Genomic DNA, 25,351 nt, shown 5'->3' on the forward strand with positions numbered 1-25,351 from the left:
ATCGTAATTCATTTTAACTCAATTAACCTAACACAATCGATTTCTATATGCGTTATAACCTAAGTATGGCACGCCAAAGTCTGTGGCTTTGGCTGATTTTAGGGTCTACCTTTTCGCTCGTTAGCCGTGCGCAGGATGCTCCCACTTACCAGACTCCGCCCAAAGTGCTGGCCGATCTGGTAACCGTACCGCCTACGCCAACAGTGAGAATGTCGGCGAAGGGCGACATGATGCTTATCTTCGAACAGGCGTCAGTTCCTACGATTGCCGAATTGTCGCAACCCGAACTCAAACTGGCAGGTTTACGCCTGAATCCTGCAAACAGTGGACCTAGCCGAATGCCCTATATAACGGGTCTGAAGCTGAAAAAACTGACGGATAAAGACGAAAAAGTCATTACCGGCCTACCGTCTACACCTCAGATTAGCTATGTACAGTGGTCGCCCGACGAAACCAAGATTGCATTCGCCAATTCGACCGATACTCAGATCGACTTTTATATTGCGGATGTATCCACGGCTACCGCAAAAAAAGTTGGCTCACTGGCTCTCAACGCCACGTTGGGTATTCCATATCGTTGGGTGTCGGACAGTAAAAGCCTGATCGTCAAGACGATTTCGCCGACAAGAGGCACTGCTCCCGAAGTTAGCCGTGTGCCAAGCAGCCCAACTACTCAGGAAAACGTTGGCGGCAAACGTGGACAGGCCCCTACCTATCAGGACTTGCTCAAAAATCCGTCTGACGAGCGGCAGTTTGCATATTACACGAATGCTCAGGTCGTTCGAATGAGCCTGGATGGGGTCGCCACAAACATTGGTCAGCCAGGAATTATTCTCTCTGCAGAACCGTCGCCAGACGGCCAGTATGTGATGATCGAGATGGTACATACACCGTTTTCGTACTTGGTGCCTGTTCGCCGTTTTCCGCTGAAAACGGAAGTATATGCGATTGCAGGCTCGTTGGTGAAAACCCTGAACGATGGTCCTTTGCAGGAAAGTGTAGCCTACAGCCGGGACGGTGTTCCTACCGGTCCACGAGATTACAACTGGCGTTCCGATACACCCGCTTCGGTTTACTACACGGTGGCTCAGGACAATGGCGATCCTAAAGTAAAGGCAGACATTCGGGATAAAGTTTTTCTGCTGGATGCTCCTTTCTCGGCACAACCCAAAGAGATTTATGCGGCTCAGTTCCGGTTCGAAAGTTTCGATTGGGGTAATGAGACGATGGCTCTGGCGACCGAACGCTGGTGGCAGAATCGCAAAACAATCACGAAAACGGTCAATCCGGGCAACTGGCAAACCGCTGTTCTGTTTGATCGTTCGTACGAAGATCGTTACACCAATCCTGGCCAGCCCGATACCAAACAGAACAAATATGGTCGTGAGGTGCTGAACCTGCTGCCCAACGACGAAATTTTGATGCTCAACATTCAGGGTGCATCACCCCAGGGCGACCGGCCATTTGTGAGCCTGCTCAACCTGAAAACCAAGCAGACTAAGGAACTCTGGCGCTCAGCAGCTCCCTATTTCGAACGGCCAATTGCTGTACTGGATGCGGCTAAACAGATCATCCTGACCACTCAGGAAACGCCTGATGAGAGCCCCAATTATTTTGTCCGCAATCTCAAAGCCCGTGTTGCTCCCGTTCAGGCGACGTTCTTCCCTCATCCCTATCCGCAACTGAAAGGGATTCAGAAACAGCAACTGCGCTACAAACGGACGGATGGGGTCGAACTGACTGCCACACTGTATTTACCAGTCGGTTATAAGAAAGAACAGGGTCCGCTGCCAACGTTCCTGTGGGCCTATCCTGCTGAATTCAAGAGCAAAGAAGCGGCCAGTCAGGTATCGGGTTCACCTTATCAGTTCAACCGGATCAGTTTCTGGGGTGCGGCTGCGTTTGTAACAATGGGCTATGCTATTCTGGATAATGCCAGCATTCCTATTATAGGTGAGGGCGATAAAGAACCGAATGATACGTATATCGAACAGTTAGTATCGAGCGCCAAAGCGGCTATTGACGAAGGTGTTCGGCTGGGTGTTGTCGATTCGAGCCGGGTAGGCGTGGGCGGTCACTCGTATGGTGCGTTCATGACGGCTAACCTGTTGACTCACAGTAAACTGTTTAAAGGTGGTATTGCCCGCAGTGGTGCCTATAACCGCACATTGACACCATTCGGTTTCCAGAACGAGCAACGCAGCTACTGGCAGGCTCCGGAGGTATACAACAAGATGTCGCCGTTCATGAATGCCGATAAGATGAAGACGCCCCTTCTGTTGGTTCATGGTGAAGCAGACAACAATACGGGTACATTCCCGATCCAGTCGGAGCGGTACTATAACGCCCTAAAAGGCTTCGGTGCAACAACTCGCCTGGTTTTCCTGCCTTACGAGAGCCATCACTACGATGCTAAAGAATCGCTGCTCCACATGCTATGGGAGATGAACGGCTGGTTGGATAAATACGTCAAGAATCCAGCCGCTGCCGGGCAGGCCAACAAAGCTGGTAAGGTGGGCGGAGGAAAGTAACTAGTTAGTTGAAGTAGCCAAAGAGTCGAGGAAGTCAGTAACTAAAAAGTTATTGACTACTCGGCTCTTTGGCTATTTTATGGGTTATCAGCTTGCCTGTTTTTACAAATAACTTCCTGTTTCGTGATTTCATCGCCAACTGTGGGCATTACTTAAGGCTGTTGACGGTGAATTGTCAAGTACTTATCTGCGATAATAAATACCTACTGATGTTGCTCTATTACGGGCGTTTTTTTTACCTCTGATCAAAAGATTCAGTTTACCAGACAGGTTAGTGAGCAATATTGTTTGTTGTAAGGACGGCTGAGCGAACAGGAAGAGATGATGATCATTACTGCTCCCAATTTAACGGCCAACGAGACTGTATTCCTAACGAATCACCCGTCGACCGAAGTAGACCAAACAGGACAGATATTGAATTGGCCAGAGTTACAAATCTGCAGACCTTATGCAGACAGACTAGGAAAGTCTAGAATCTTAATCGAAAAATGTAGGTACCAGCCGTCTACAGATAAGGAAAGCTATCCGTAGGCAACTGGCTTATGCAAAGACTTCGGGAAATACAGGCAACAACTCTACAATTGTACCAAAACGGACACCAGTTGTCCAGAATCGTACGGTGAGCTTGTGTCCTAAATTTGCAACTTTCTAATTATCAGTTGTTTGATGATTTGGTATGAAAGTTGGTCTTTTGCAAATAGCCACACTCGCGCTTTTAAGTTGAATCAGATCATTGGCGTGACCTGATTCAATGGAGTGTTTGAGGGTTGACTAAATTCTAGGTTAAGAAAACGGAAAGCATACATAACTCTATGTATGCTTTTTTTTGTGTTCGGAATTAGATACACAATGTATCAGTCTTACTTTTGTTCAGGCTTTAATGGTCCTGATTCAATACTAAAAATCGACATTCAGTTTGTAGCATTACTGGTCCGACTAATAGGATTTATTGGTAATATACGTGCTATCTGGCCAATCTTGGCTAAGATTGTAGTCAATTACTAAATTGTTTTATCGGCTACAGCTAAGAAAGTAGATGATGAAATCAGTTAACTAAGTCTATGCGTCTCGTTATTATACTAAGTATTTTACTTGTAACAGCTTCCTGCAAACTTGAAATTCCTGATACGGATAAAACGCAATTCACTCCAGAACCAACGGCGGCTTCGGTACCGAGTGGATTAATTGATAAAGTGACTGGGTTGGCCGATAGTCGTAGTCAGCCCGGTAACCTTTGGGCTATTCAGGAAGGAGGTACTCCGCTGGTACTGACAATGTTGGGACAGGATGGCACTATAAAAGGGAGTATCAGTGTGCCAAGATTTACGAATCGGGATTGGGAGGATTTAGCCATTGGGCCTGGGCCGACTGAAGGAACGAATTATCTGTATATTGGCGATATCGGCGATATAAACGTACAGAACAGTATCTCTCAGATTTACCGATTACCTGAGCCGCCAACGTTAAGAACAGCCATCACGCAGATTGAGCGTATTAATTTCCAGTACCCCGATCGGCTACAGGATGCCAGAGCAATGTTTGTTGATCCCCTGACCAAAGATATTTACATCGTTGCCAATCGCAATCCCAACGTCCATTTATATCGATTACCATACCCGCAAAATATCAATGCAATAACTGTGGCCGAAGCGTTTGGCGAGTTACCGATCGTTTCCCCCGTGACAGGAGCTACCATATCGCCTGATGGGAGCGAGATCCTGGTACGAACCTATACTCAGGTTTACTACTGGAAGCGCAAACCCAATCAGAGTGTTGCCGACGTTTTACAAAACACCATTAGTCGGCCAGCGCCTTTGTCATCGGAGCCTAAAGGTGAAGCGATCTGCTTTGATAAAGATGGGAAAGGCTATTTTTCCCTTAGCCAGAAAACCTCAGCCGCATCCGTAAATTTATATTATTACAAAAAGCTGTAAATCAGAAAGTTAATTGCTGCGGGAAGTTTCGAAGGCATATACAGCAAGCGGTCGACTCTACCTGAGTCGACCGCTTGCTGTATAAAAAATGAAATGGCTTGTTATTTCCTGGTTGAATCGGGTTCAACAAGCTTGGTTGTGTCGCTTACCACCAATGTGGTATCATCGCTAATCAATGTATCGTTTTCGATCACGGTGGTCGTATCCGACTGAGCCTGATCTGTTTCGGTTTTCTTCGACTGGCAGGCTGTGGTCATGGTAATAACTGCTGCAAAAAAGAGGGCTGACTTAAGTTGTTTTTTCATGGTAATCCGTATTTGAATGGCGAATCAGATTGTCGACATTAATTCAGACATACATGGAAAGTAACCCGCTAAGTCAATTAATTATACATTAATAAAGCCATCATTATTCTTCGAGGACAGATTTGGTTTTGCTGGTTTGTTGTTCATATCATCAGCATTTTCTAAAGAATTAAGAATTTCTTTCGTACACAAATACGCCCAAGCCAGTCAGGTTCGGGCGTGTTTGTGTACTCTATAGGTGTGGATATAATCAACTAGGGTTTTAGCAACTTCACTTGCTGACGCTGTGACGATGTACTTACATTCAGCAACAGCAATCCTTTGCCATTGCCTATCGGTACGCTGACCCGTTCAAGTAGACCTGCCTGATCGATGTGGTGTTGATGGAGCATATGGCCCTGAATGTCAATCAAATCTAACTGAACTGCCTGGCCAGATGCACCACTAATTTCAATTTCTGCCGATTTGCCTTCTATTGGATTACCAAGTGCCCGTACCTGCAATGCTGCCGTCGGCTCTTCTGCACTTAAGCGTGCCCGACCACAGGCTGCTTTCAGGTTCCACACATAAGTTACCACCTGGCCATTCTGACGAGCCATCAGCGTAAACGGCTGAACATCATTGGCGGTACGACTATCCTTGTCCACAAATTGATCCGGATTGGTTGTCCAGCCCGTTATACCAATTGCCTGAAACTCAATCGGAGAGCTATCACCACCACTTGTGTTGAAATGGAAAGCTCCCGTTCCGCAATCATAGGTAGGGGCCAGTAAGGTGAGCGGGCCTGTAGGTGGGTTAGGCGGATTATTATCACCTGTAACAGTGAATTTAAAGGTAGTCGACGCTGATCCACCATTAGCACTGGCTGAAGCCGTTACAATGTAAACACCCGCCGTAGTGGCTGTACCGACCAGAACCCAGGTAGGAATCGTGCTTCCGCTACCCTCCTGTCTGAAAAAAGTAGACACTCCTGGCGGCAAACCTGATGCATTAACACCCCAGCTTGTGGTCAGGGATGAGGAGAAATAAGTGCCGATCGGGAAATAAACGCCCTGCCCAACAGCCACCGTTTGGTCGGGTATGGTGCGCACCGAGACGGGATTAGACGGGTTAGCGCAGTGGTCTTGTCTTGACCATGAGTAGGTAACGACCTGACCATTTTGACGGGCTGAGATCATAAATGGTGGCGTATCGGCACAGGAGCGAGCACACTGATCCAGAATATGGTCGGGATTGGTCGTCCAGGAAGTAATTCCTGGTGCCTGAAACTCAATCGGAGAGCTGTCACCACCGCTCGTATTGAAGTGAATGGCTCCTGTCTGGCAGTTGTAGGTCGGTTTAAGCAGCGTTAAGGTACCGCCACCGGGCTGCGATGTATTCGAAACAGTTATCTTAAATGTAGTGGTTACTGGGTTGCTCCGAAAGGCACCGGTACTGGCCGTAACCGTCACCGTAAAAACACCAATAGTAGTTGGGGCTCCTAAAATAACGATGGCCGGTGTGAATTGCAGATCATTCGGGCGGTAGAAGGCATAAAGCCCGTCTGGTAAACCCGTGATGTTGAAGGCCCAGTTAGACATGTAGTTTGGTACATTGACCGTTGGGTCGGTGAAGTACGAACCGACTGGAAAGCCCGATCCCGGAACAGATTGCCCTATCGTCAGAAACTGGTCGGGAATAGGCTGGTTCAGTATGGGCGGCTGTGGGGTTGAGGGATTGGGATTGCTACAGGCCGCTTTCAGATCAAAATTATAAACTACACTCACTCCACTCTGAGTAGCTGTTATCTGAATTACTTTGGGGTCGTTTCGCAAGCCCTGCTCAACGACGCCAAAATTATCGGTAGCCGATGCGCGGGTGATACCCGGCGCCGAATAGATAATGGGTGTGCCGTTTCCTCCACTCGTGTTAAAAGTTATAGCCCCTGTTTGGCAGTTGTAGGTAGGGGCAAGCAAGGTAAAGTTACTAATCGGTTGGGGAGGGGCGGTTTCTGCATTAAGTTTAACTAATTGAATGGCGGTAGTAACGAAAACAATACTGCCATCGCCTGCCGTTCCGATATCTGTCAAAAAGCCATCAGATGGCCCATCGAACGTTCGTTGGGCAACAACTTTCAATAAGTTAGGATCGTTCAGGGGAAGGGCAGCTGTACTAACTTTTAGAATTCGGGGGTCGGCTCCGTTTTCCTTCGATGTGTTGCCCACTGCGTAGTATTTCGTACCATCTGGGTCGGTATAGGGAGTAATAAACGTTTTTGACGGGGGTAGACCGAGCGATCTGGCTCGTTTAAAATTGCCGTTCCAGTCCAGTTCAAGGATGGCTGATTGGGAGGGGCCTGCTACCGGTGAGCTAGGGGGGATGCCGATGCCGGCCAGTGCATACCCGTTACCATCGGCGGCAAACGTTACGTCAGTGACCACAAGAAGCTCGAGCAGTGATCCCGGAGCGATGCCGTTGTAGCCACCTGCCATGGGCAAATGATCCAGTAACTTTTGCCAGGCTACATTCCCGTTCCCATCAAGTTTGGCAACCCAGCCATATGTACCTATCGAGGAAAGGTTATTAAAATCCCTATCGGTGCCCACACTGCTATAATAGCCAACGACCAGAAAACCTCCATCGGGTGTATTGATGACGGCTTCTCCTTTAGTCAGGCTATTATTGGGGGTAGGAAGATTAGGGTCTGGGTAAGCAAGCTGTTTTGTCCAGGCTCCCACTTTTTGAACAGTCAACACCTTCGTACCGTCCAGATTTTGACTGTTATTGAGTAGTAATGCTCCGCCGTCTGGCGTACCAATCAGATCGTCGTTTGCCGGATTGTTGTTTCTTCCGCCCTGCTGGCCACTAGCATCGACACTGGTAAATATAGGGAAGGACGAACCATACTCTGACCCCTCCAGTACTATACCCCCGTCTGTAGTGGGAGCTGTCAGTCCAATACCAGCAATGTAAGCATAGCCACCAACGCAAGGGCAGTTAATCGGTAATTTGCCTGCCAAAAAGGAGGTGCCAGCCAGCCAGCCCGTTTCAAAGATTTTGTTGCCCTGCAAATCGTATTTTACGACATGGGGAGTAGCATCCGACGTTACAATATTGCCGTCTGTTGTTACTGACAGCGTTAATCCGAGACGTGCCCATTGGGCATCAGGAATCGATTGCGCCCAGGCCACGGGACTGCTAACCAGCCCCAAACTGAGCAGGGTCAGCAAAACGCCTGTGACCAAAAGAGTATAAATTTTTTTCATGTCTGTAAAAAATTAAGGGTGTTTGTTGTACGTAAAAAAAGCCCGGCTAATCTGGCCAGGCTTCGAATGTATAACGTTCGTATAACAGATAATTGACCGAAGAATATATTGTCCCCCAATTGATAGTAAAAGTCTCAGAGTTTATAGAAAATCATCGACTAGGCTTTGCTAAGGCCGTTTGCTACAAATTCTGTGGGGGTTTTCTGATAAAATTCTTTAAACACCATCGTGAAATAGGATGGTGTTTTGAAACCCGCCAGATAAGCCGTCTGCGAAGCATTGTGACCAGCGCGTAACAGATCGGCCGCTTTGCGCAATCGATACTGACGAATCAATTCGTGAGGATTCAATTGGACGAGACTATGGATTTTTCGATAGAGCGTTTTGCGGCTCATGGCTAACTGATCGGCCAGCCAATCGACATTCAGCAAAGGATCGCTGAGGTGGTTTTCGAGGAGTTCATAGACCCGGCGCAGAAAGGCATCTTCCACTATGTTGATGGGACTGGGCGTGTCGGGCTGAGAAAACTGTTGCCGATACTGATCACGTAGTTTCTGCTGACGGGAAATCAGATTACGCAGGCGTAGGTGCAATTCGTCAAAATGAAATGGCTTCGACAGGTAGTCGTCGGCCCCTTCCTGTAAACCCTCGATGCGGCTGCTGTGAGCTGCTTTGGCCGACAGGATAACGACGGCAATATGGTCAGTATCGGGGTGGTTTTTGATGAGATGGGTTAGCTCATAGCCATCTTTTCGGGGCATCATCACGTCTGAAATAACGATGTCCGGCAGTTCAGCCTGCGTCAGTTGCCAACCCTCTTCACCATCGAAGGCCCGCAGAATTCGGTAAGTAGCCGCCAGTTCACTAGCCAGAAACTCACTTAACTCGGCATTGTCTTCCACAATCAGTAGCAGCGGTGTTTGATCATCAACCGGCAGATTACCGGGCAAGTCGACGGCCACCGGAAGCTGATCCATTGCAATAGGTTCTTTGACGGGTAAAACAACCATTGGCACTTCGGCAGTGGCCGCGGCAGGCTGAACCGGCAAGGTCAGCATAAACGTAGTACCAGCGCCTGGCTGACTGTCTGCGCTGATTGTTCCCCCTATCAGATCGACAAGTTCCTTGACAAGAGCCAGCCCGATACCCGTACCTTCATACGCGCGTGTTTGTGAGTTATCGACCTGGTAGAACCGATCAAAAATATGGGGAAGATTTTCGGGGGAAACCCCAATGCCCGAATCCGCGATGCGAATACTTATACTCGAAATGTCGTCTTCTACAGCAGCAAGGTTTGGTTTGAGCGTAACCGTTACATGCCCACCCTTACCCGTAAATTTCATCGCATTCGATAAGAGATTTGTCAGAATTTTTTCCCACTTGTCGGCGTCGAACAAGTGTTCCTGCGTGAAACCATCGGCAGTATACGTCAGCGTTATTCCTTTCTGCTCTGCCAATTGTTGGAACGACTCAACCAGGTTATGGACAAATTCGGTTATCTCGCCCCGCATCAGTGAAATCGCCATATGGTGTGCTTCCAGTTTAGAGAGATCCAGTAACTGGTTGATCAGGCGAAGGAGCTGATCGGCATTGCGTTTAACTAACCCTAACGTCTGACGGGTTGGGCCGTCGAACCGGCTTTCCTGCAGGAGTTTTTCAACCGGCGACATAATCAATGATAATGGCGTCCGGAATTCATGGGTTATGTTGGAAAAGAAGCGGGTTTTTAGCTCATCGACGGCCTTAAGCTGTTCGGCTTCCCGGCGATTGAGTTCCATGAGCTGTTGTTGCCTGATCCGATTGGTATAAAACCGGATATATCCCCAAATGGCTCCAATGGTCAGCAACGCATAAAAGCTGTATGCCCACCAGGTTGCCCACCAGGGTGGATGAATAATGAGACGGATAGAGGCTCCTTTCTCGTTCCAGATTCCATCGCTATTAGCCGCCTTGACTCGGAAGGTATAGGTGCCCGGCGATAGATTTGTGTAGTTTGCAAAATGACGATTACCATTCTGGACCCAGTTTTTGTCTACGCCTATGAGCTCATAAGCATACTGATTATGTTCAGGCTGCGTGTAGGTCAATGCCGCAAAGCCGAAGGACAGGAAGTTTTCATCGTGGTTTAGGGTGATCAGATTGCTGGTGAGAGGCCGGGGCTGATCCATTACGTTAAGGGCCGTAATGTAGACCGGAAAGGGTCTGGTATCATCGCGGATGCTATCGGGATTGAAATGAACAACGCCGTTCAGACTTCCGAAATAAAGTTGGTTCCTATCACGAAAGATCGCATTGCGCAAAAAATCATTGCTGGGCAGGCCGTTATCCGTACCGTAGTTACGAACCGCTCTGGTGCGGGGCGAGTATCGACAAAGCCCCTTATCGGTGCTTAGCCATATGTTACCGGCATTATCGTTGGTAATACCCACCACATTGTTACTGGGCAGACCATCATTAGTTGTGATGGCGGAGAATAATTTAGTTCGTGGATCAAATCGATTCAAGCCACCCAACTGCGTTCCGACCCAGATAATTCCTTGTTTATCTTCGTAAATGGTCTGCACATCATTGCTGTTCAGGTGACCTTTAGGGCCTGCTGTATAGCGTGTGAATCGACCCGTTCGTGGGTCCATCCGACAGATACCCTGCCGCCTTGCCAGAACCCATATATCACCTGTCCGGCTGGCCAGCAGGCCATATATATACTTGTCGGGCAATCCATTCGGATCATTGGGTTTGTATTTATAATAACGATACCGATGGGTACGGGGATTAAAGGAAGCGATTCCGGACGTTGGCTCGACGTCGCCCCCGATCCAGAGATCTCCCGTTGGTGCACGACTGATAAAAACAGCTGGTATTTCAGACGGATAGCCGGTATAGGTGCCCGAAGCCTGATCAAAATAAAACAACCCCTCCCAGGTTCCGAGCCAGACGCCCTCCGTACCGTCGGGTTGAAGGGCCTGTATATAATTCTTCTTCTGGCTAGTAATACTGGACGCCAGTTGCTGAGGGGGGATTATCTGTGGACGATTTGTGGGTGGTTCAGTCCGATAAACACTATACCCATTGCTGATCCAGAGATGTCCGTTATGATCGGGCAACAACGCAACGACTTTGTTTTCCGGTAAGTTTGCCGTACCCTTATTTGGCCTTACCTGATAGGTTATAAATGGCTTATTGACAATAGCCTGTCGATCGATGCCATTATCGGTTCCTACCCAGAGCGTACCGGCCCGATCATGGTAAAGTGACTGAGCACTATTGCTACTGATACCCTTCGAATCGTTGGGGTCGGGCCGGTATGTAAAAACCTGCTGTCGGGCCGGATCAACCCGATGTAAACCGTTTGTTGTGCCCACCCAGATATGCCCCTTCTCATCGCCATGAATTGAGTTCAAATACATGAATGGGTTGATTTGCCCATCTGGATTGTAGGGCTCTGGCCGAAGAGGTTGCTGACGCAGATCAAGCCGAAACAATCCATAGCCAGCTGTTGCCGTACCGAGCCAAAGCACCTGTTGCGAGTCGAGATAAAAGGCAATAAATGTGGGTTCCTGCTCGCCGGGAGGGAGGTGGGCGGGTATGAGTGTATAATGCCCTGTTGCCCGGTCAAATAGATACAAACCCCGCCAGGTTGCCACCCAGAATCGGTGCTGAGGATCTTCAAATACGGTTTTAATCGTTGCCTGGGGATGGGGCAGGGGATACAGCGTGAAACGATGAATGTCAGGTTCGTAGCGGGCTAATCCACCTAAGGTGCTTAACCATAGCTTATGCCGGGAGTCTTCATAAACAGAATGCTGGTAATTCCATCGGTTGGCATTGCTGGCCTGAATCGGGTGCGGAGTAACGCGCCCTGTCTGCTTATTTATCTCATGTAAGCCACCTTCAGTTACTGCCCATAACCGGTTGGTATGGTCTTCACACAACCCCGAAATAAAGTTGTTTTGAAAGCTATGGGCGCGGTCATTCGGGTTGGGTTGTAAACTGGTGAAAGTGTAACCATCATATTTGTTTAGTCCGTCGTTTGTGCCAAACCACATGAATCCTTCGCGATCCTGAAGAATGCAGTTGACTGAATTATTGGAAAGCCCGTCTTTTATGGATAAATGTTCGAAGTGCTTGTTTATTGATTGTTCATTCACCTGCGTTGTACTGATCTTTCCAGAACGGGTTGTCTGAGCGAATTCCGGAAGTACGGGAATCATCAGGATCAAAAGCAAGTATAGGCGCCCCATAGAATTGGCAACAGAATAAAGACACTAAACTATGCACAGAAAAACTTTCTTATTTGCCGCAAATGGCAATCGACAAGCTGAAAGCGCTGCCTAAGTAAAGGAAATTACTTAACTGCTGCAATGATTTTTGTGTAATAGGGCCTTTATTGTTGTTAATGGCTAGTACTCTTCCAATTTAATGGTTAGATAAAAATAGCTACCTTTCCGACATGGGCCAAATCGCTAAACCGTTTGTGCTGTCGGAAGCCGATCTCACAACGCTTGACCAACTCGTTCGTAAAGGGAAAGACGCTGCCCGTAAGTTGACCCGAGCCAGAGCCTTGCAGTTTTCCCATCAGGGGCAACACCCACTACAGATTAGCCAATCGTTGGGTATCAGTCTGGCCACGGTCTTCAACTTGCGTAAACGCTTTCAGCAAGAGGGTTTGCAAAGAGCCATTGGTGAGAAAGCCCGACCCGGCCAACCCCGCAAAGTGACCCCCCAAGTGGAGGCTCATATCACTCAAATCGCCTGTAGTGAGGCTCCTGATGGGCGTACTCGCTGGACAGCAAGTCTGATTAATGAACGCTTAGTCAAACTCGAGATCCACATTGATGACGAGTCGGTACGTTTAGCCCTAAAAAAAGTAAGCTCAAGCCATGGCTCAAAAAGCAATGCCGGGCCGCCGGGCGGTGCATCGGGCAAGTAGATGGTGAATACTTGGCCAAAATGGAGAACGTTTTGGCCGTTTATAACCAGCTAACTCCACCAGGCCGAGCGCGGTTATGCTTTGATGAACGACCGTGTCAATTATTGGATGAGGTGATAGCAGCCCGACCCATTCAGCCGGGAAAATCCGCTAAAGAGGATAATGAGTATGTCAGAAAAGGAACGTGTGTGGTATTATTAGCTTATGATACGGACACAGGTCAACGCTACACTCAAGTGCGCAAGCAGCGCACAAAGGCCGATTATGCAGAGTTCATGCATCAGATAGTGACAACTTACTATGCTGATGTTGAATACATTGATTTGGTGCAGGACAATTTGAATACCCATAAATATGGTTCCTTTTATGAGCATTTACCGCTAGCCCAAGCCCGATTATTGAGTCGCAAATTGGTGTTTCATTATACCCCTAAGCATGGCTCTTGGCTGAACGCAGCGGAGATCGAATTTTCGGCATTGGCCCGCCAGTGCTTGAATCGGCGCATTGGCAGTCTGGAGGAATTGGAGCGGCAGGTCAGCTTTTGGGTCAGTGAGCGCAATCAACGTGCCGTTAAGGTGCATTGGAGTTTTACCCCAGCTACGGCTGAGGATAAACTCAATCGGTGGTATGAGCAAGTCAATCCAGCTAATAAGGTAGATTGATGTAAGGATTAAATTGGATGAGTACTAGGGTAAATTGACAGACGTAAAAATGTGCTGAGCAAATTGATCGGGTCGGATATTCATCCCCTGTGAAGCAGCTAATTAGCATGTATTTGGGGTAAGTAATTTTTATGATACAGATGTAGTAAATTGGTTTATGTTTTGACTTTATAAGTATGTAATAAGGTTGGAATGTAACCAAAAAACGCCCGGACATTTTGCGCCGAGCGTTTTTGTTGTAGTTACTGACCCGGATAACGTCTGTTGGTCGTATCCTGGCTCTTTATTTACAGGTTGTGACAACGGTCAGGCTGCTGCTCGTAATAGTATTGGAAATAATATAAGGCTCTACATCGTCTCCGCAGACGCTTTTTTCGATACGGCTAGGCTGTGTAGTCTGGGCACTATACGTCAGGGTTTCACAGGTTTTACAGTTTTTCTTTTTGAAAACTCCCCCTTCGCATGCCATCAACCCAATAGTGGCGAGCAGAATTAGTTGTATACGTCTCATAATTAGCTGGTTCATTAGTTAGTAGCAACGGCGCGTCCAGAAACCGGTTTCTACCAACCGATTGATACTCTTTGTGTTAATAGGGCGTGAAGAATAAACGCCGTACTGAAGGCAGTTGTTTTTTTAACGAGCGAATTGGTAAGAATTATATAATTCCTGAATAGGTTAAACAGTAGCTTTCCTCTTTTGACACGTTCATGGTAAGTTGACCAGAATATAAATTTTCTGAGATCATGGATTACTGGTTACATGCTATAGTTGAGTCTGATTTAGCTCAGTCGTGAGGCATTTTTTATTGATATATCAAAAAAAAGATAAACTATTTAATGGAATTATAATTTATGCAAACGTTCCCGCAAACGTTTGCATAAATTATAATTATACTATTTCTATAAAATATAAAATAAAACATAGTATTTATAGGCCTGCATGGGGAAAACACATGAGTAAACTCCCCTGATCTCTCACGTTTTAATACTTAGAAACCATCCGTATTATTTCTCATTTTGTATTTTTTCTATAAACAGTACTTTGTAAATTCTTTCGAATACAGGGTAATGGCTCAATGGACCAGAACTAATATTCAATCCGCAAAAAGGGGATAACCAGTCCTCTCGCTACTTTCTTTTCCGGAATTTTTACCATTTAACTTTTATGAATCCAATGAAAAAACGATTATTCTATTTGAAATTTAGGACAAGTATAGCTTGGCTATTTTTGTTTCAACTCGTTGTCGGATTCAACGCATTTGCGGGAACTGCCGACATACCCGTTTCGGGTAAAATCACCGACGAAAAAGGTGACCCCCTGCCTGGTGTCAGTATCGTTCTGAAAGGAACAACACGCGGAACCACAAGCGATGGCAGTGGGCAATTTAAACTAACCGTATCCAATGAAAAATCAGTCCTAATTGTCAGTTTTGTTGGATACCTACGGCAGGAAATTACCGTCGGCAATCGTACTTCTATTGATGTTCAGTTGCAAAGCGACGATAAGGCATTGGATGAAGTTATCGTTGTGGGTTATGGTACCCAGAAGAAAGTAAATCTGACTGGTGCCGTTTCGACGGTTGATTCGAAAGCGCTCCAGTACCGACCGACTGCAACGTTAGCCAATGCATTACAGGGCGTTACGCCTGGGTTAACCATTACCCGCCAAAGTGGTCAGCCGGGTAGCCAGGGTATTCGACTTCAGATACGGGGTGTGACGTCGGCCAACGGTAACGTTGATCCACTGGTTATGCTCGATGGGGTAAGCGTTCCTATCGCAACGATGACAACGCTCAATCCAAACGACATCGAAAGTATCAGTGTCTTGAAAGATGCGGCCGCGGCCGCTATTTATGGCGCGCAGGCAGCCGGTGGCGTCGTATTAATCACTACGAAAAAAGGCAAGGCCGGTAAAGTAACGTTCGATTACTTGGCTCAGTACGGTACGGATTGGGCAATCAACGTTCCCGGCCGAATGAGTTTGATGGATGAAGCCCTATTCTCGAATCTGGCTCGCAAAAATTCAGGAAGTGCCCCGGAGTATACGGACGAAGAACTGCAACGCATTCGTGATGGCATACCCTATGTAGTCAATCCGGCAGACACGGGTACGTATCTGTACTACAACCAGCAGTCGCTGACGGACCAATTGTTGCGTAAATATACGGCCATGAAAACCCATAATTTCACGGCACGGGGCGGTTCTGATAAGGTCAATTTCCTGCTATCGGCGGGTTATTACGAGAAACAGGGAGTATTTAAAGTTGGGCCTGATAATGCGAAAAGGTATAATTTACGGCTCAATTTAGGAGCACAGTTAACCAAACATATCTCACTCGACACGCGGCTTTCCTATACGCTGGAACGCATTCAACAGTCGTCGGTTGGGGTAGATGGGCAAGGGCTACTTTATCAAGTATATCGTTTGCGAACACGAACGCCTTTCTTTACTCCCGAAGGGCGCTATAATGGTGCAGGGTCAGCCGCTACCGCTTATGGATTACTGGAATCGGGTGGTTATAATGATCAGAACAAGCGGCAGTTCGATGGCGTTGCTACCCTTCAGGCGGCTAACTTCGTAAAAGGCCTGACACTACGGGGCATTGCTGGCGTGCAGTACCGACCTGCAAATCGCGAAATTTTCAACCGGACTGTACCACTTTGGGGAAGATCCCGAATTCTGAGTTATGCGAATAATCCAAACTCTTACCAGGTTACGAATGAGTTGGTTCGGAACACCAATTTACAATTCCTGGCAACCTATGAACTGAAGTTGGGCGATAAGCATAACTTCACGGTATTGGGCGGTTATCAGTGGGAGGATTATCGGGAAGAGGGCGTATCCACAACATCGAGCAATCTGGTAAGCAATGATTTGCCGACGCTTAACCTCGGTGATGATCGAACCAAGAGCAATAGTGAATACGTAGGGGCGAGGGCCTTTCAATCTTTGTTCGGTCGGGTCAACTATAACTACGATGGTAAATACCTGTTCGAGGCTACCATTCGGCAGGATGAAAGTTCGAAGCTGGCAACCGGATTGCGTACAAAAATATTTCCGTCGGTATCGGCTGGCTGGAATATGCAGCGTGAAGAATGGTTTGCACGGGCACTACCGCTGTTTACCGAGTTCAAGCTCCGTGGTTCATGGGGTCGTCTGGGAGGAGCGTTGGGCGATAACATTGGATACTACGATTACCTGAGTCAACTGAGCCGCGGTTCTGGCTTAGTGCTGGGCGATTCGCGGACGTCGTATATCTTCCAGGGGTCGATTCCGTCGGCGGCCTTGTCCTGGGAAACCATCGAAACCAGCGACATTGGTATCGACCTCGGATTTTTCCAGAATAAGCTTCAGTTTACGGGCGATTATTACGTGAAATATAATCGCAATATGTTGACTCCCATGCAGTTGCCTGGTACAATAGGCATCGGTACGCCAAGGCAGAACAATGGTGAACTGAAATCATGGGGTTGGGAAACGGAGATTCGTTATCGCGGCCAGATCGGAAAAGATTTTACGTACTCGGTAGCAGCTAACTTATCTGATAACCAGAACAAACTATTAAGCTATTCGGGTCGTACGGTTATTGGTGCTGGTACCAACAACCTGATTGAAGGCTATCCTATCAATACCATTTGGGGTTATCAGACAGCGGGTTACTTCCAAACGGCAGATGAAGTGAAGAACTGGGCGTTCCAGGATAACCGTTCCGGAGCAGGAGATGTAAAATACATTGACCAGAATGGCGATGGACGCATTACAGTTGGGAAAGGTTCTGCCGCCGATTACGGAGATCTGACTTTACTGGGTACAACTACCCCGCGGTATCAATATGGGTTTACGCTGAGTGCTCAGTGGAAAGGATTCGATCTGACGATTTTCATGCAAGGTGTCGGCAAACGAAACTACCGTCCAGTAACAGAGTCTATCGCACCATTGCTGGTTACGTGGAAGCAGGCTCTGGCCATACACAGCGATTACTGGACCCCTGAAAATCCGAACGCGCTTTACCCTCGTCCCTATGTTGGCGCTACGCACAACTACCTGGCATCGGATAAATGGACACTAAACGCTAGCTACGTTCGCATGAAGAACTTGCAATTTGGTTATACGCTGCCAAGCACCTTAACGGAGAAGGTCCGCATTGCTCAGGCACGGTTTTTCTTCTCGGGTCAGGATCTGTTTACGATATCTGGCTTGAAAGCCTTCCAGGGCTACTATGACCCTGAAACTCGCGATAACGTGGAAAACGATTATCCGTTTTTCGCAACGGCTTCATTAGGCCTGAATATCTCATTTTAATGGGTTGTCATTCGTAGAACGAACCAAAGAATCTCAATGAAAACGATCATCAAATACATCGGTATTACCGTTACGATGCTTGCGGGTTTACCAGCCTGTGAGGTAGAGCGACTACCCGAAACATCCATCAGCGATCAGACCTACTGGCGATCGGAAGGCGATCTGAAATCTGCCGCTAATTACCTCTACACCTTTTTACCGGCCTGGTCGACTGAGGACGTTTGGTCGGATGATGCAATTGGTCTGGCTTCCAACAACATTAGCGATGGGTCAAGGCTGGCCCCGGCAACTGATGGAAACTATAATACCAACTATAACTTAATTCGGGCAGCCAACAATATTGTTGAGAAAGCACCACGGGCTGCTGCCAGTACCGATAAGGCAATCATTGATCGGTATACGGCCGAGGCCCGGTTTTTCCGCGCCTGGGGGTATTATAATCTGGTTCAGCGCTTTGGTGACGTACCATTGATCTTGAAAACGCTCGATGAAACCGCACCAGAATTATCAGCTCCAGCCAGTCCAAGAGCAGCCATTTTTGAGCAGATTTATCAGGATCTGGATTTTGCCGCGCAGAAATTACCCACGCATACTGTGTTAGGTACTGCCGATTTTGGACGTATCAGCAACACCGCAGCGCTGGCCTTCAAAGCCCGAGTGGCGTTGTTTGAAGGAACCCGTTCGAAATACCATAATTACGGTGAGCCCGCCAAGCACCTCAAAGCAGCTGCTGATGCCGCCAAAGCCGTGATTGACAGCAAACAGCATGACCTGTTTACGGGCGCTTACTTCGATCTGTTTCAGATGCCTGGCGAGGGGCGGCAAAATCGCGAAAATGTCATCGTTAAACAGTATGGCGTATCGCTTACCGAGCGGGTTGTAACACACAGTTATTATCGGGGCTCACTGGAGAATGGTAATATGAATCCGACCAAAAGTTTAGCTGATTCATACCTAATGAAAGATGGACTGCCAATTACCAAGTCGCCCCTCTATAAAGCCCCTGTGGTATCAACGGATGTGTTTGTGGATCGCGATACACGCATGAGCGATACATTTATGAAGAAGGGTGATCCAATGATGACCACAAAGCCAATCTTCGATATTGCTCCCCTGGTATTCAACAAAACGGGATTCATGTTCCGTAAAACGGCAAATGTTGATGACTGGAATACGCAGGCCTCAACGATTGACCGGCCAATACTCCGCTATGCTGAAGTATTGGTAACTTATGCTGAAGCATTGTATGAATTGAATGGCTCTATCAGTGATGCTGATCTCGACTTGACGGTTAACCGCTTGCGCCAACGGGGTGGAGTAGCAAAACTGACCAACGCTTTTGCTACGACCAACGGCCTGAATATACGGGATGAGATACGTCGGGAACGGCGGGTCGAATTAGCGCAGGAAGGTTTCCGGTATTGGGATCTGTTGCGCTGGAAGACTGCTGAAACCGAATTGCCAAAACCTGTTCTGGGTAACTACTTCTTTAAGGCTGAGTTCGGTACGGTGACGTCGGTAAAGTTAACGTCCGATAACTACATACTCGTACAGGAGGCCAGTTTCCGTAAGTTCGATCCGAACAAGGATTATCTCTGGCCTTTGCCGATTAATGAGATTGCGCTGAATCCGGCGTTAAAGCAGAATAAGGGCTGGTAAGGCAAACCCCGCCCTCAACTGAAGGCGGGGTGCACTTTTATCAACCTCCCTCTTTAAACCCGTTCCTGCCCTGGGACGGGTTTAATTCGTTCATCATACGGCTTCTGCCAGTTCCACATTATTGCCGCTATCGGCAGATACGGCCATTTTATTTCGGTAGAACAATCGGTATATAATCGGGAAAACCAAAAGTGTCAACACCGTTGCCGTCATTAATCCGCCAATGACGACAATGGCCAGTGGTTTCTGGGTTTCAGAGCCGATGCCGGTAGAAATAGCGGCCGGGAAAAGGCCAATAGCAGCCATGAGTGCGGTCATGACTACCGGACGAATACGTGACTGAACTCCCTCGCGAATGGCTCGATCGAGCGGCATTCGCGCCTGTCGGTTTTTGTTGAAGACCGAAATCAGAATGACACCATTCTGTACACAAATGCCGAATAAAGCAATGAAGCCCACCCCGGCCGAAATGCCGAAATTCATGCTGGTTACATGTAAGGCCAGGATACCACCGATCAGGGCAAAGGGAACGTTGAGTAAGACCAATCCTGCATCTTTAGCGTTGCCGAACGTAATGAACAGAATCACGAAAATGGCTGCAATGCTGATCGGTACGACTTTCGTTAACTGATCGGTGGCCCGTACCTGATTCTCGAATTCACCAACCCACTCGACCGAATAGCCTTTTTCGGGCTGGAGTTTTTCGCGAACACGTTGTTGCGCTTCAGCGATGGTGCTTCCCAGATCGCGGCCCCGGACCGAAAATTTTACACCAATAAACCGCTGGTTGAGGTCACGGTAAATAAAGGCGGGGCCGGTTACCTGTCGGATGGTGGCAATTTCTTTCAGCGGAATTTTACCCCCGCTCATTGTCGGCACCATCAGCCGCATAATGTCGTCGTCGCTCTGGCGGTATTCGGGCTGAAACCGCACCCGTATATCGAATTTTCGTTCGCCCTCGTACAGAATCGATGCTGTTTTTCCACCGATTGCCATCTCGATCACTGCCTGAGCATCAGCTGTCGATACACCATAGAGCGCCATCTTGTGATCATGGAACTGAATACTCATTTCAGGCTGACCGACGTTGCGGATAATACCCAGATCTTTGATGCCCTCAACGTCTTTGACGGCAGCCAACGCCTGATTGGCGTATTTCTCCAGTTCATATACATCCGGCCCGAAAATCTTTATGCCGTTACTGGCCTTATAACCGGCCACTGCTTCGGCTACGTTATCGATGATGGGCTGTGAGTAGTTATAGAGCACCCCGGCGTAACGGCGTAGTTTCGAATCCATTTCGTCGGTGAGCTGCTCGGTGGTAAGCCTATGTCCGGCAAGCCGTTCGGTCCATTCATCTTTTGGCCGTAAATCGACCTGAAACTGGCAGAAGTAGAAGCCGTTCGGGTCTGTACCGTCGTTGGAACGACCCACCTGTGAGAGCACCTGCTTAACTTCGGGAAACGACTTTAGATCTTGTCGGATGGTTTTGGCCATGGCTACACTTTCAGGAAGTGACATGCTCATGGGCAATTCGGCAGTCACCCAAAGCGCGCCCTCGTTTAGCTGGGGCAGGAACTCGGTGCCAAGCATTGTTGACGAGAAAAATGTGGCTATCATAAAGCAGATAGACCCAATCAGGCTCATCCGGCGGTGACGATAACACCAGCCAAACGCGCCCATCACAATTCGTTCGAAGAAGTTGACAATAGGATTGTTCTTCTCCCGTACATTTTTCTTCAGCAGGATGGAACAGAGCACCGGCACCAGTGTCAGGGTAAACAACAAAGCTCCCAGCAAGGCGAAGCCAAGTGTCCAGGCGAGGGGTGAAAACATTTTGCCTTCTACTTTCTGGAAGGAGAAAATGGGTAGCAGCGCCGTAATAATAATGAGCTTGGAAAAAAAAACTGCCTTGCCTAACTCGCCACCCGTTTTGCGAATCAGACCGAGTTTGGCCATTCGGTTGTAGCGAGTCATGCCGACCCGGTGGGCCAGGTGATCCAGCGACACAAATACCCCCTCGACCATCACGACCGCTCCGTCGATAATGATACCGAAATCGATCGCGCCCATCGACAGCAGGTTCGCCGACATCCCCCGCAATCGGAGACAGATAAAGGCAAATAGTAGGGCCAGCGGAATAATGATGGAGACGATCAGCGTGGTTCGCCAGTCGGCCATGAATAAAAACACGATAACCGTTACCAGCACAATGCCTTCGGTAAGATTGTGCAACACCGTATGCGTGCAGAATTCGATCAGATTGTCGCGGTCGTAGAAGGTGACCATCTTGACATCGGACGGTAAAATGCGCGTGTTTAGATCCTCAATTTTGGCTTTCACCCGACCGAGTACATCACTGGGATTCTCGCCTTTTCGCATAACCACGATGCCTTCTACCACGTCGTCGCTGGCATCCAGTCCAACCTGGCCAACGCGGGGCAAATTCGATTCGGCCACGTCGGCCACGTTTTTGACCAGAACAGGGTTGCCACCCATCTCTTCGATAATGATGTTCTCAATGTCCTGAATGGATGTCAGCAGGCCGACTCCGCGTACAACATAAGCCTGGCCGTTACGCTCGATCACATCGCCCCCAACGTTGATGTTGCTGCGCGTAACGGCCTGGTAGACTTCAAGTGGAGTAATGTCGTATTTGGTCAGTTGGGTGGGGTTTACCCGTAGCTCATACATCTTGTCGCGACCACCAAAGGCTACCACGTCGGCCACGCCCGGTACACTGCGGAGCTGTCGGTCGATCACCCAGTTCTGGAGCGTCAGCAACTCGCGGCTATCGCGGTCTTTGCTTTCGAGGGTATACCGAAAAATTTCACCCGTTGGCCCGTAAGGCGGCTGAATTTCGGGTTCGACACCATCGGGGAGCGATACGTTGCGAAGTAGGTTGTTGACCTGCTGACGGGCAAAAAAATCGTCGACATCATCATCGAAAATCACTTTCAGCACCGATAGACCGAACATAGTGGTCGAGCGTACATTGGATTTACGCTGGACGGAATTCATGGCGACTTCAATCGGTACGGTCACGAATCGTTCGACCTCTTCGGCCGAGCGACCATTCCATTCTGTTACAACGATAATCTGCGTATTCGTTACGTCGGGGAAGGCTTCGAGCGGGGTTTTTAAGTAGCTGAATACACCGGCAATGACCAGTGACGCCGTCATGAAGAAGATGAAAAAACGGTTTTTGAGGGAAAAACCGACTATGTTATTGATGAGTCTGTTCATAGAGAGTGGGGCAGAGGGCCAGGGAATAGAGAAAACTGCGGGAGTCTTTTTTTCTTCTATCCCTGGCCTTCTGCTCAGTTATTTAGCGCGTTGTAAACCAATAACTGATCTTTGGAAATGACTTTTTCGCCCGGTTTTACGCCCTGATTAATGTAGGCAATGCTACCCAGCGATTTGAGGACATTGACTTCACGGGTTTCGATGTCGGCGCGTCCCCGATAAACCAGAACGTAACGTTTCGACCGGTCGAAAATGATGGAACTGGCCGGTACGGTTGCCAATTGCCCGCCTGCTGCATACCGCAACGTGACGGTAGCGTGCATTTCGGGCTTTAACTTCATTGCTTTGTTGTTAAGTCGGATACGCACCGTCATGGCTTTCGTGTTCGGGTCGAGAACGGTATAGATTTTATCGACTTGCCCCCGAAATTCCTCGTCCGGATAACTGAGCGTTTGAATGGAGGCTTCCATGCCCTGCCGTACTTTACCAATGTCGCTTTCGTTAACATTGGCCAGCACCCATACTTCGCTGATTTGCCCGATCGTAAAGAGGTTATCGGCATTATCGGAGCGGAGTTGCATATCGCGGTTGACGTTCTTTTCAATGACGTAGCCCTCAATCGGTGCTTTGACCGTGTAAATCGACGATTTGCCAATACCATAAATCCGGGAAACTTCGGTGATGCGATTCACTTCGGCCTGTGCCTGCTCCAGTTCTTTCTGGGCCGACACGACCTCACGCTGGGAGGTGAGTTTTGTTTCGAATAAATCCTGAGCGACCCGTAGGTTTTTCTCGGCCAGCAGCAGATCTGACCGCGCCTGAATTGTTTGCCGTTCCAGATCGGCGACCTCGCCCGACCGGATAGAAGCCAGCGTTTGACCCTTATGCACATAATCGCCCAGCTCTACTTTCACTTCTTCGACATTGCCGCCAACCAGCGGAAATACTTTGATAACCCGATTTTCGTCGGCAACAACCTTTCCGACCAGGGTTAACTCATTGCGCACGGGCTGGGTCACGACGCTATCGAGCCTGATTCGGCTCATCATTGTGTCCGACAGTCTGAATGCTTTTTCTTCTTCATGGACTGGTTTGGGTTCACACGATATAAGCAGCAATACGCTCAGCGCGAACAATGGAATCGGGAGTCGATCAAGTTTCATTTTATTCCTTAAATAAGTCTTCGCCAATGAGGTAATTCAGTTCTTCGTAGGCCCCGACGCGGTCGGCTTTCAGTCGGTTGAGCTGTTGAACACTGTCGTTATAGGCTTCGATCATGTCGACAAATTCGAGCAGGGAGATGTTGCCTTTCTGGAAGTTGGTAATGACGCCCCGGTTCAATTGATCGAACTGTTCACTAAACTGCCGTTCGAGCCCCTGCACCCGTCGTTCAACTTCCCGAACCTTCTGGAGTGATGTAGCAACTTCATTACTAACCTGAATGGCGCGTTGTCGATGGAGTTGGCTCTGGTAACCGATCTGGCTACGAGCCGCCCGAATGGCGCCCTGATTGCGGTTGAAAAATGGAATGTCGGCCGAAAGCGACAGGCCGACGTAATTGTTAATATAACTTCCGGCCTGATCATAAGCCCCTCCGATTCGCACATCGGGTACCGCCAGTGCCCGCTGTAAATTGTAATTCAATTCGGCCTGGCGCGTCAGTGAAGCCGTTGCTAACAGGTCAGGGCGGTTGCGCAGGGCCATCTGCCGGAGTGAATCATCGGGTTGGATCGGTATACGGTAGCGAGTCAGGCTTTCTTCGGCCACCACTGGATTAATCGAAACATCAACCGACAGCAGCGTCCGCAGGGCCCGCTCGTCGTCGGCCAGTTGAAACACAATACTGGTTCGGTCATTACTGAGCTGAAACAGTAACGCCTTAAGCCGGAGCAGCTCGCGGAGCGATACATTACTGCGTTCGTACTGCTTTTCGTAGGCTGTTACCGTAGTTTGAAGGGTGGCCAGCTGCTGATCGAACCGGGCCAGTGTTTGCCGTTGAAAATAGATCGAATAAAACCGGGTTCGCAAATCGAAACGAAGCCCCCGCAACAGATCCAGCATTTCCAGACCCGTCAGGCGGGCTGCTTCTGTGGCTAGTCCAATACGCTTGTTGCGTTTTCCTGCGGTGTATAGCAACTGCTCAATGGCAACCGTTTTCTGCCCCTGACGACCAACATCCAGCAGGCGTCTGGTCTCGTTATTATAGGTGCTAAGCTCAACAGTAATGGTTGGGTTGTCGTAGAGACCTGCCTGAATGACCTGTGCCTGACTGGCATCGATCCGGAATCGCTCAGCCAGCAGTTGCAGGTTGTTTTTTAGGAACAAACTGTCAGCTTGCCGGAGCGTTAAAAATAATGAATCCTCTGGCGCAGAGGGTTGCGACGCCAGTGGGCGTCCCTGGGCTAACTGGGCAAAAAGAAAGAAACTGAAGAACGAAAGCAGCAACCGCATTTGACTGGATTAAATACGCTTGCAAAGGTCAGTCCGCCCAATTACAGGGCACTTAGAGATAACTTAGGGGAGGGTTAGAAATACA

At 48.5% G+C, this 25,351-nt stretch carries 13 protein-coding genes; 6 read left to right on the forward strand and 7 right to left on the reverse strand.

The window, feature by feature from the left end:
- Nucleotides 1–47: 47 nt before the first annotated feature.
- Both G8759_RS13080 and G8759_RS13085 read left to right on the forward strand, forming a co-directional pair.
- Nucleotides 48–2,531 (forward strand): alpha/beta hydrolase family protein, encoded by a 2,484-nt coding sequence (locus tag G8759_RS13080; RefSeq protein ID WP_167208611.1) that lies wholly within the window; start codon nt 48–50, stop codon nt 2,529–2,531.
- Nucleotides 2,532–3,592: 1,061 nt separating this feature from the next.
- Nucleotides 3,593–4,465 carry a PE-PGRS family protein gene (locus tag G8759_RS13085; protein WP_167208613.1) on the forward strand — a complete coding sequence of 291 codons (873 nt, stop codon included), beginning with the start codon at nt 3,593–3,595 and terminating at the stop codon, nt 4,463–4,465.
- 101 nt (nt 4,466–4,566) lie between these two features.
- On the opposite strand, the gene G8759_RS13090 is transcribed toward G8759_RS13085, so the two are convergent.
- The 3 genes from G8759_RS13090 to G8759_RS13100 form a co-directional block, all read right to left on the reverse strand.
- Nucleotides 4,567–4,770 carry a hypothetical protein gene (locus G8759_RS13090; RefSeq protein WP_167208615.1) on the reverse strand — a complete coding sequence of 68 codons (204 nt, stop codon included), beginning with the start codon at nt 4,768–4,770 and terminating at the stop codon, nt 4,567–4,569.
- Nucleotides 4,771–5,024: 254 nt separating this feature from the next.
- Nucleotides 5,025–8,015: a hypothetical protein gene (locus G8759_RS35870; protein WP_232074238.1), complete on the reverse strand. Its 2,991-nt coding sequence runs from the start codon at nt 8,013–8,015 to the stop codon at nt 5,025–5,027.
- Nucleotides 8,016–8,173: 158 nt separating this feature from the next.
- Nucleotides 8,174–12,226, reverse strand: a complete 4,053-nt coding sequence (locus G8759_RS13100) for a hybrid sensor histidine kinase/response regulator transcription factor (protein WP_232074239.1) — start codon at nt 12,224–12,226, stop codon at nt 8,174–8,176.
- A 239-nt stretch (nt 12,227–12,465) separates the two neighbouring features.
- Between G8759_RS13100 and G8759_RS13105 the strand changes: the two genes are divergently transcribed.
- Together G8759_RS13105 and G8759_RS13110 are read left to right on the forward strand one after the other, a co-directional pair.
- On the forward strand, nt 12,466–12,945 hold the full coding sequence (locus G8759_RS13105) for a helix-turn-helix domain-containing protein (protein WP_167207802.1): 480 nt from the start codon (nt 12,466–12,468) through the stop codon (nt 12,943–12,945).
- 20 nt (nt 12,946–12,965) lie between these two features.
- Nucleotides 12,966–13,607 carry an IS630 family transposase gene (locus G8759_RS13110; RefSeq protein ID WP_232073998.1) on the forward strand — a complete coding sequence of 214 codons (642 nt, stop codon included), beginning with the start codon at nt 12,966–12,968 and terminating at the stop codon, nt 13,605–13,607.
- Between the two features lie 283 nt (nt 13,608–13,890).
- Here the strand turns inward: G8759_RS13110 and G8759_RS13115 are convergent, their stop codons facing one another.
- Nucleotides 13,891–14,118 carry a hypothetical protein gene (locus tag G8759_RS13115; protein ID WP_167208619.1) on the reverse strand — a complete coding sequence of 76 codons (228 nt, stop codon included), beginning with the start codon at nt 14,116–14,118 and terminating at the stop codon, nt 13,891–13,893.
- A 663-nt stretch (nt 14,119–14,781) separates the two neighbouring features.
- Between G8759_RS13115 and G8759_RS13120 the strand changes: the two genes are divergently transcribed.
- Entirely contained in the window at nt 14,782–17,910 is a 3,129-nt protein-coding gene (locus tag G8759_RS13120) for a SusC/RagA family TonB-linked outer membrane protein (protein ID WP_167208621.1), read from the forward strand.
- Between the two features lie 36 nt (nt 17,911–17,946).
- A complete protein-coding gene (locus G8759_RS13125; RefSeq protein WP_167208623.1) occupies nt 17,947–19,569 on the forward strand; it encodes a RagB/SusD family nutrient uptake outer membrane protein in 1,623 nt (540 codons plus the stop codon).
- A gap of 93 nt (nt 19,570–19,662) precedes the next feature.
- Here G8759_RS13125 and G8759_RS13130 read toward each other — a convergent pair whose 3' ends face one another.
- The 3 genes from G8759_RS13130 to G8759_RS13140 all read right to left on the reverse strand — a co-directional run bounded on the left by G8759_RS13130 (nt 19,663) and on the right by G8759_RS13140 (nt 25,266).
- Nucleotides 19,663–22,815 (reverse strand): efflux RND transporter permease subunit, encoded by a 3,153-nt coding sequence (locus G8759_RS13130; RefSeq protein WP_167208625.1) that lies wholly within the window; start codon nt 22,813–22,815, stop codon nt 19,663–19,665.
- Nucleotides 22,816–22,889: 74 nt separating this feature from the next.
- The gene (locus tag G8759_RS13135) at nt 22,890–23,978 is read right to left on the reverse strand and encodes an efflux RND transporter periplasmic adaptor subunit (RefSeq protein WP_167208627.1); all 1,089 of its coding nucleotides are present in this window, start codon (nt 23,976–23,978) and stop codon (nt 22,890–22,892) included.
- A gap of 1 nt (nt 23,979) precedes the next feature.
- Nucleotides 23,980–25,266, reverse strand: coding sequence for a TolC family protein (locus tag G8759_RS13140; protein WP_167208629.1), 1,287 nt, complete (start codon nt 25,264–25,266; stop codon nt 23,980–23,982).
- Nucleotides 25,267–25,351: the final 85 nt, after the last annotated feature.

The organism is Spirosoma aureum (genome assembly GCF_011604685.1).
GTDB classification, from domain to species: domain Bacteria; phylum Bacteroidota; class Bacteroidia; order Cytophagales; family Spirosomataceae; genus Spirosoma; species Spirosoma aureum.

Bases quoted from the DNA above. Each gene is read 5' to 3' on its own strand.
- G8759_RS13080 (WP_167208611.1), top strand. From the start codon at position 48: ATGCGTTATAACCTAAGTATGGCACGCCAAAGTCTGTGGCTTTGGCTG.
- G8759_RS13085 (WP_167208613.1), top strand. From the start codon at position 3,593: ATGCGTCTCGTTATTATACTAAGTATTTTACTTGTAACAGCTTCCTGC.
- G8759_RS13090 (WP_167208615.1), bottom strand. From the start codon at position 4,770: ATGAAAAAACAACTTAAGTCAGCCCTCTTTTTTGCAGCAGTTATTACC.
- G8759_RS35870 (WP_232074238.1), bottom strand. From the start codon at position 8,015: ATGAAAAAAATTTATACTCTTTTGGTCACAGGCGTTTTGCTGACCCTG.
- G8759_RS13100 (WP_232074239.1), bottom strand. From the start codon at position 12,226: ATGATTCCCGTACTTCCGGAATTCGCTCAGACAACCCGTTCTGGAAAG.
- G8759_RS13105 (WP_167207802.1), top strand. From the start codon at position 12,466: ATGGGCCAAATCGCTAAACCGTTTGTGCTGTCGGAAGCCGATCTCACA.
- G8759_RS13110 (WP_232073998.1), top strand. From the start codon at position 12,966: ATGGAGAACGTTTTGGCCGTTTATAACCAGCTAACTCCACCAGGCCGA.
- G8759_RS13115 (WP_167208619.1), bottom strand. From the start codon at position 14,118: ATGAGACGTATACAACTAATTCTGCTCGCCACTATTGGGTTGATGGCA.
- G8759_RS13120 (WP_167208621.1), top strand. From the start codon at position 14,782: ATGAAAAAACGATTATTCTATTTGAAATTTAGGACAAGTATAGCTTGG.
- G8759_RS13125 (WP_167208623.1), top strand. From the start codon at position 17,947: ATGAAAACGATCATCAAATACATCGGTATTACCGTTACGATGCTTGCG.
- G8759_RS13130 (WP_167208625.1), bottom strand. From the start codon at position 22,815: ATGAACAGACTCATCAATAACATAGTCGGTTTTTCCCTCAAAAACCGT.
- G8759_RS13135 (WP_167208627.1), bottom strand. From the start codon at position 23,978: ATGAAACTTGATCGACTCCCGATTCCATTGTTCGCGCTGAGCGTATTG.
- G8759_RS13140 (WP_167208629.1), bottom strand. From the start codon at position 25,266: ATGCGGTTGCTGCTTTCGTTCTTCAGTTTCTTTCTTTTTGCCCAGTTA.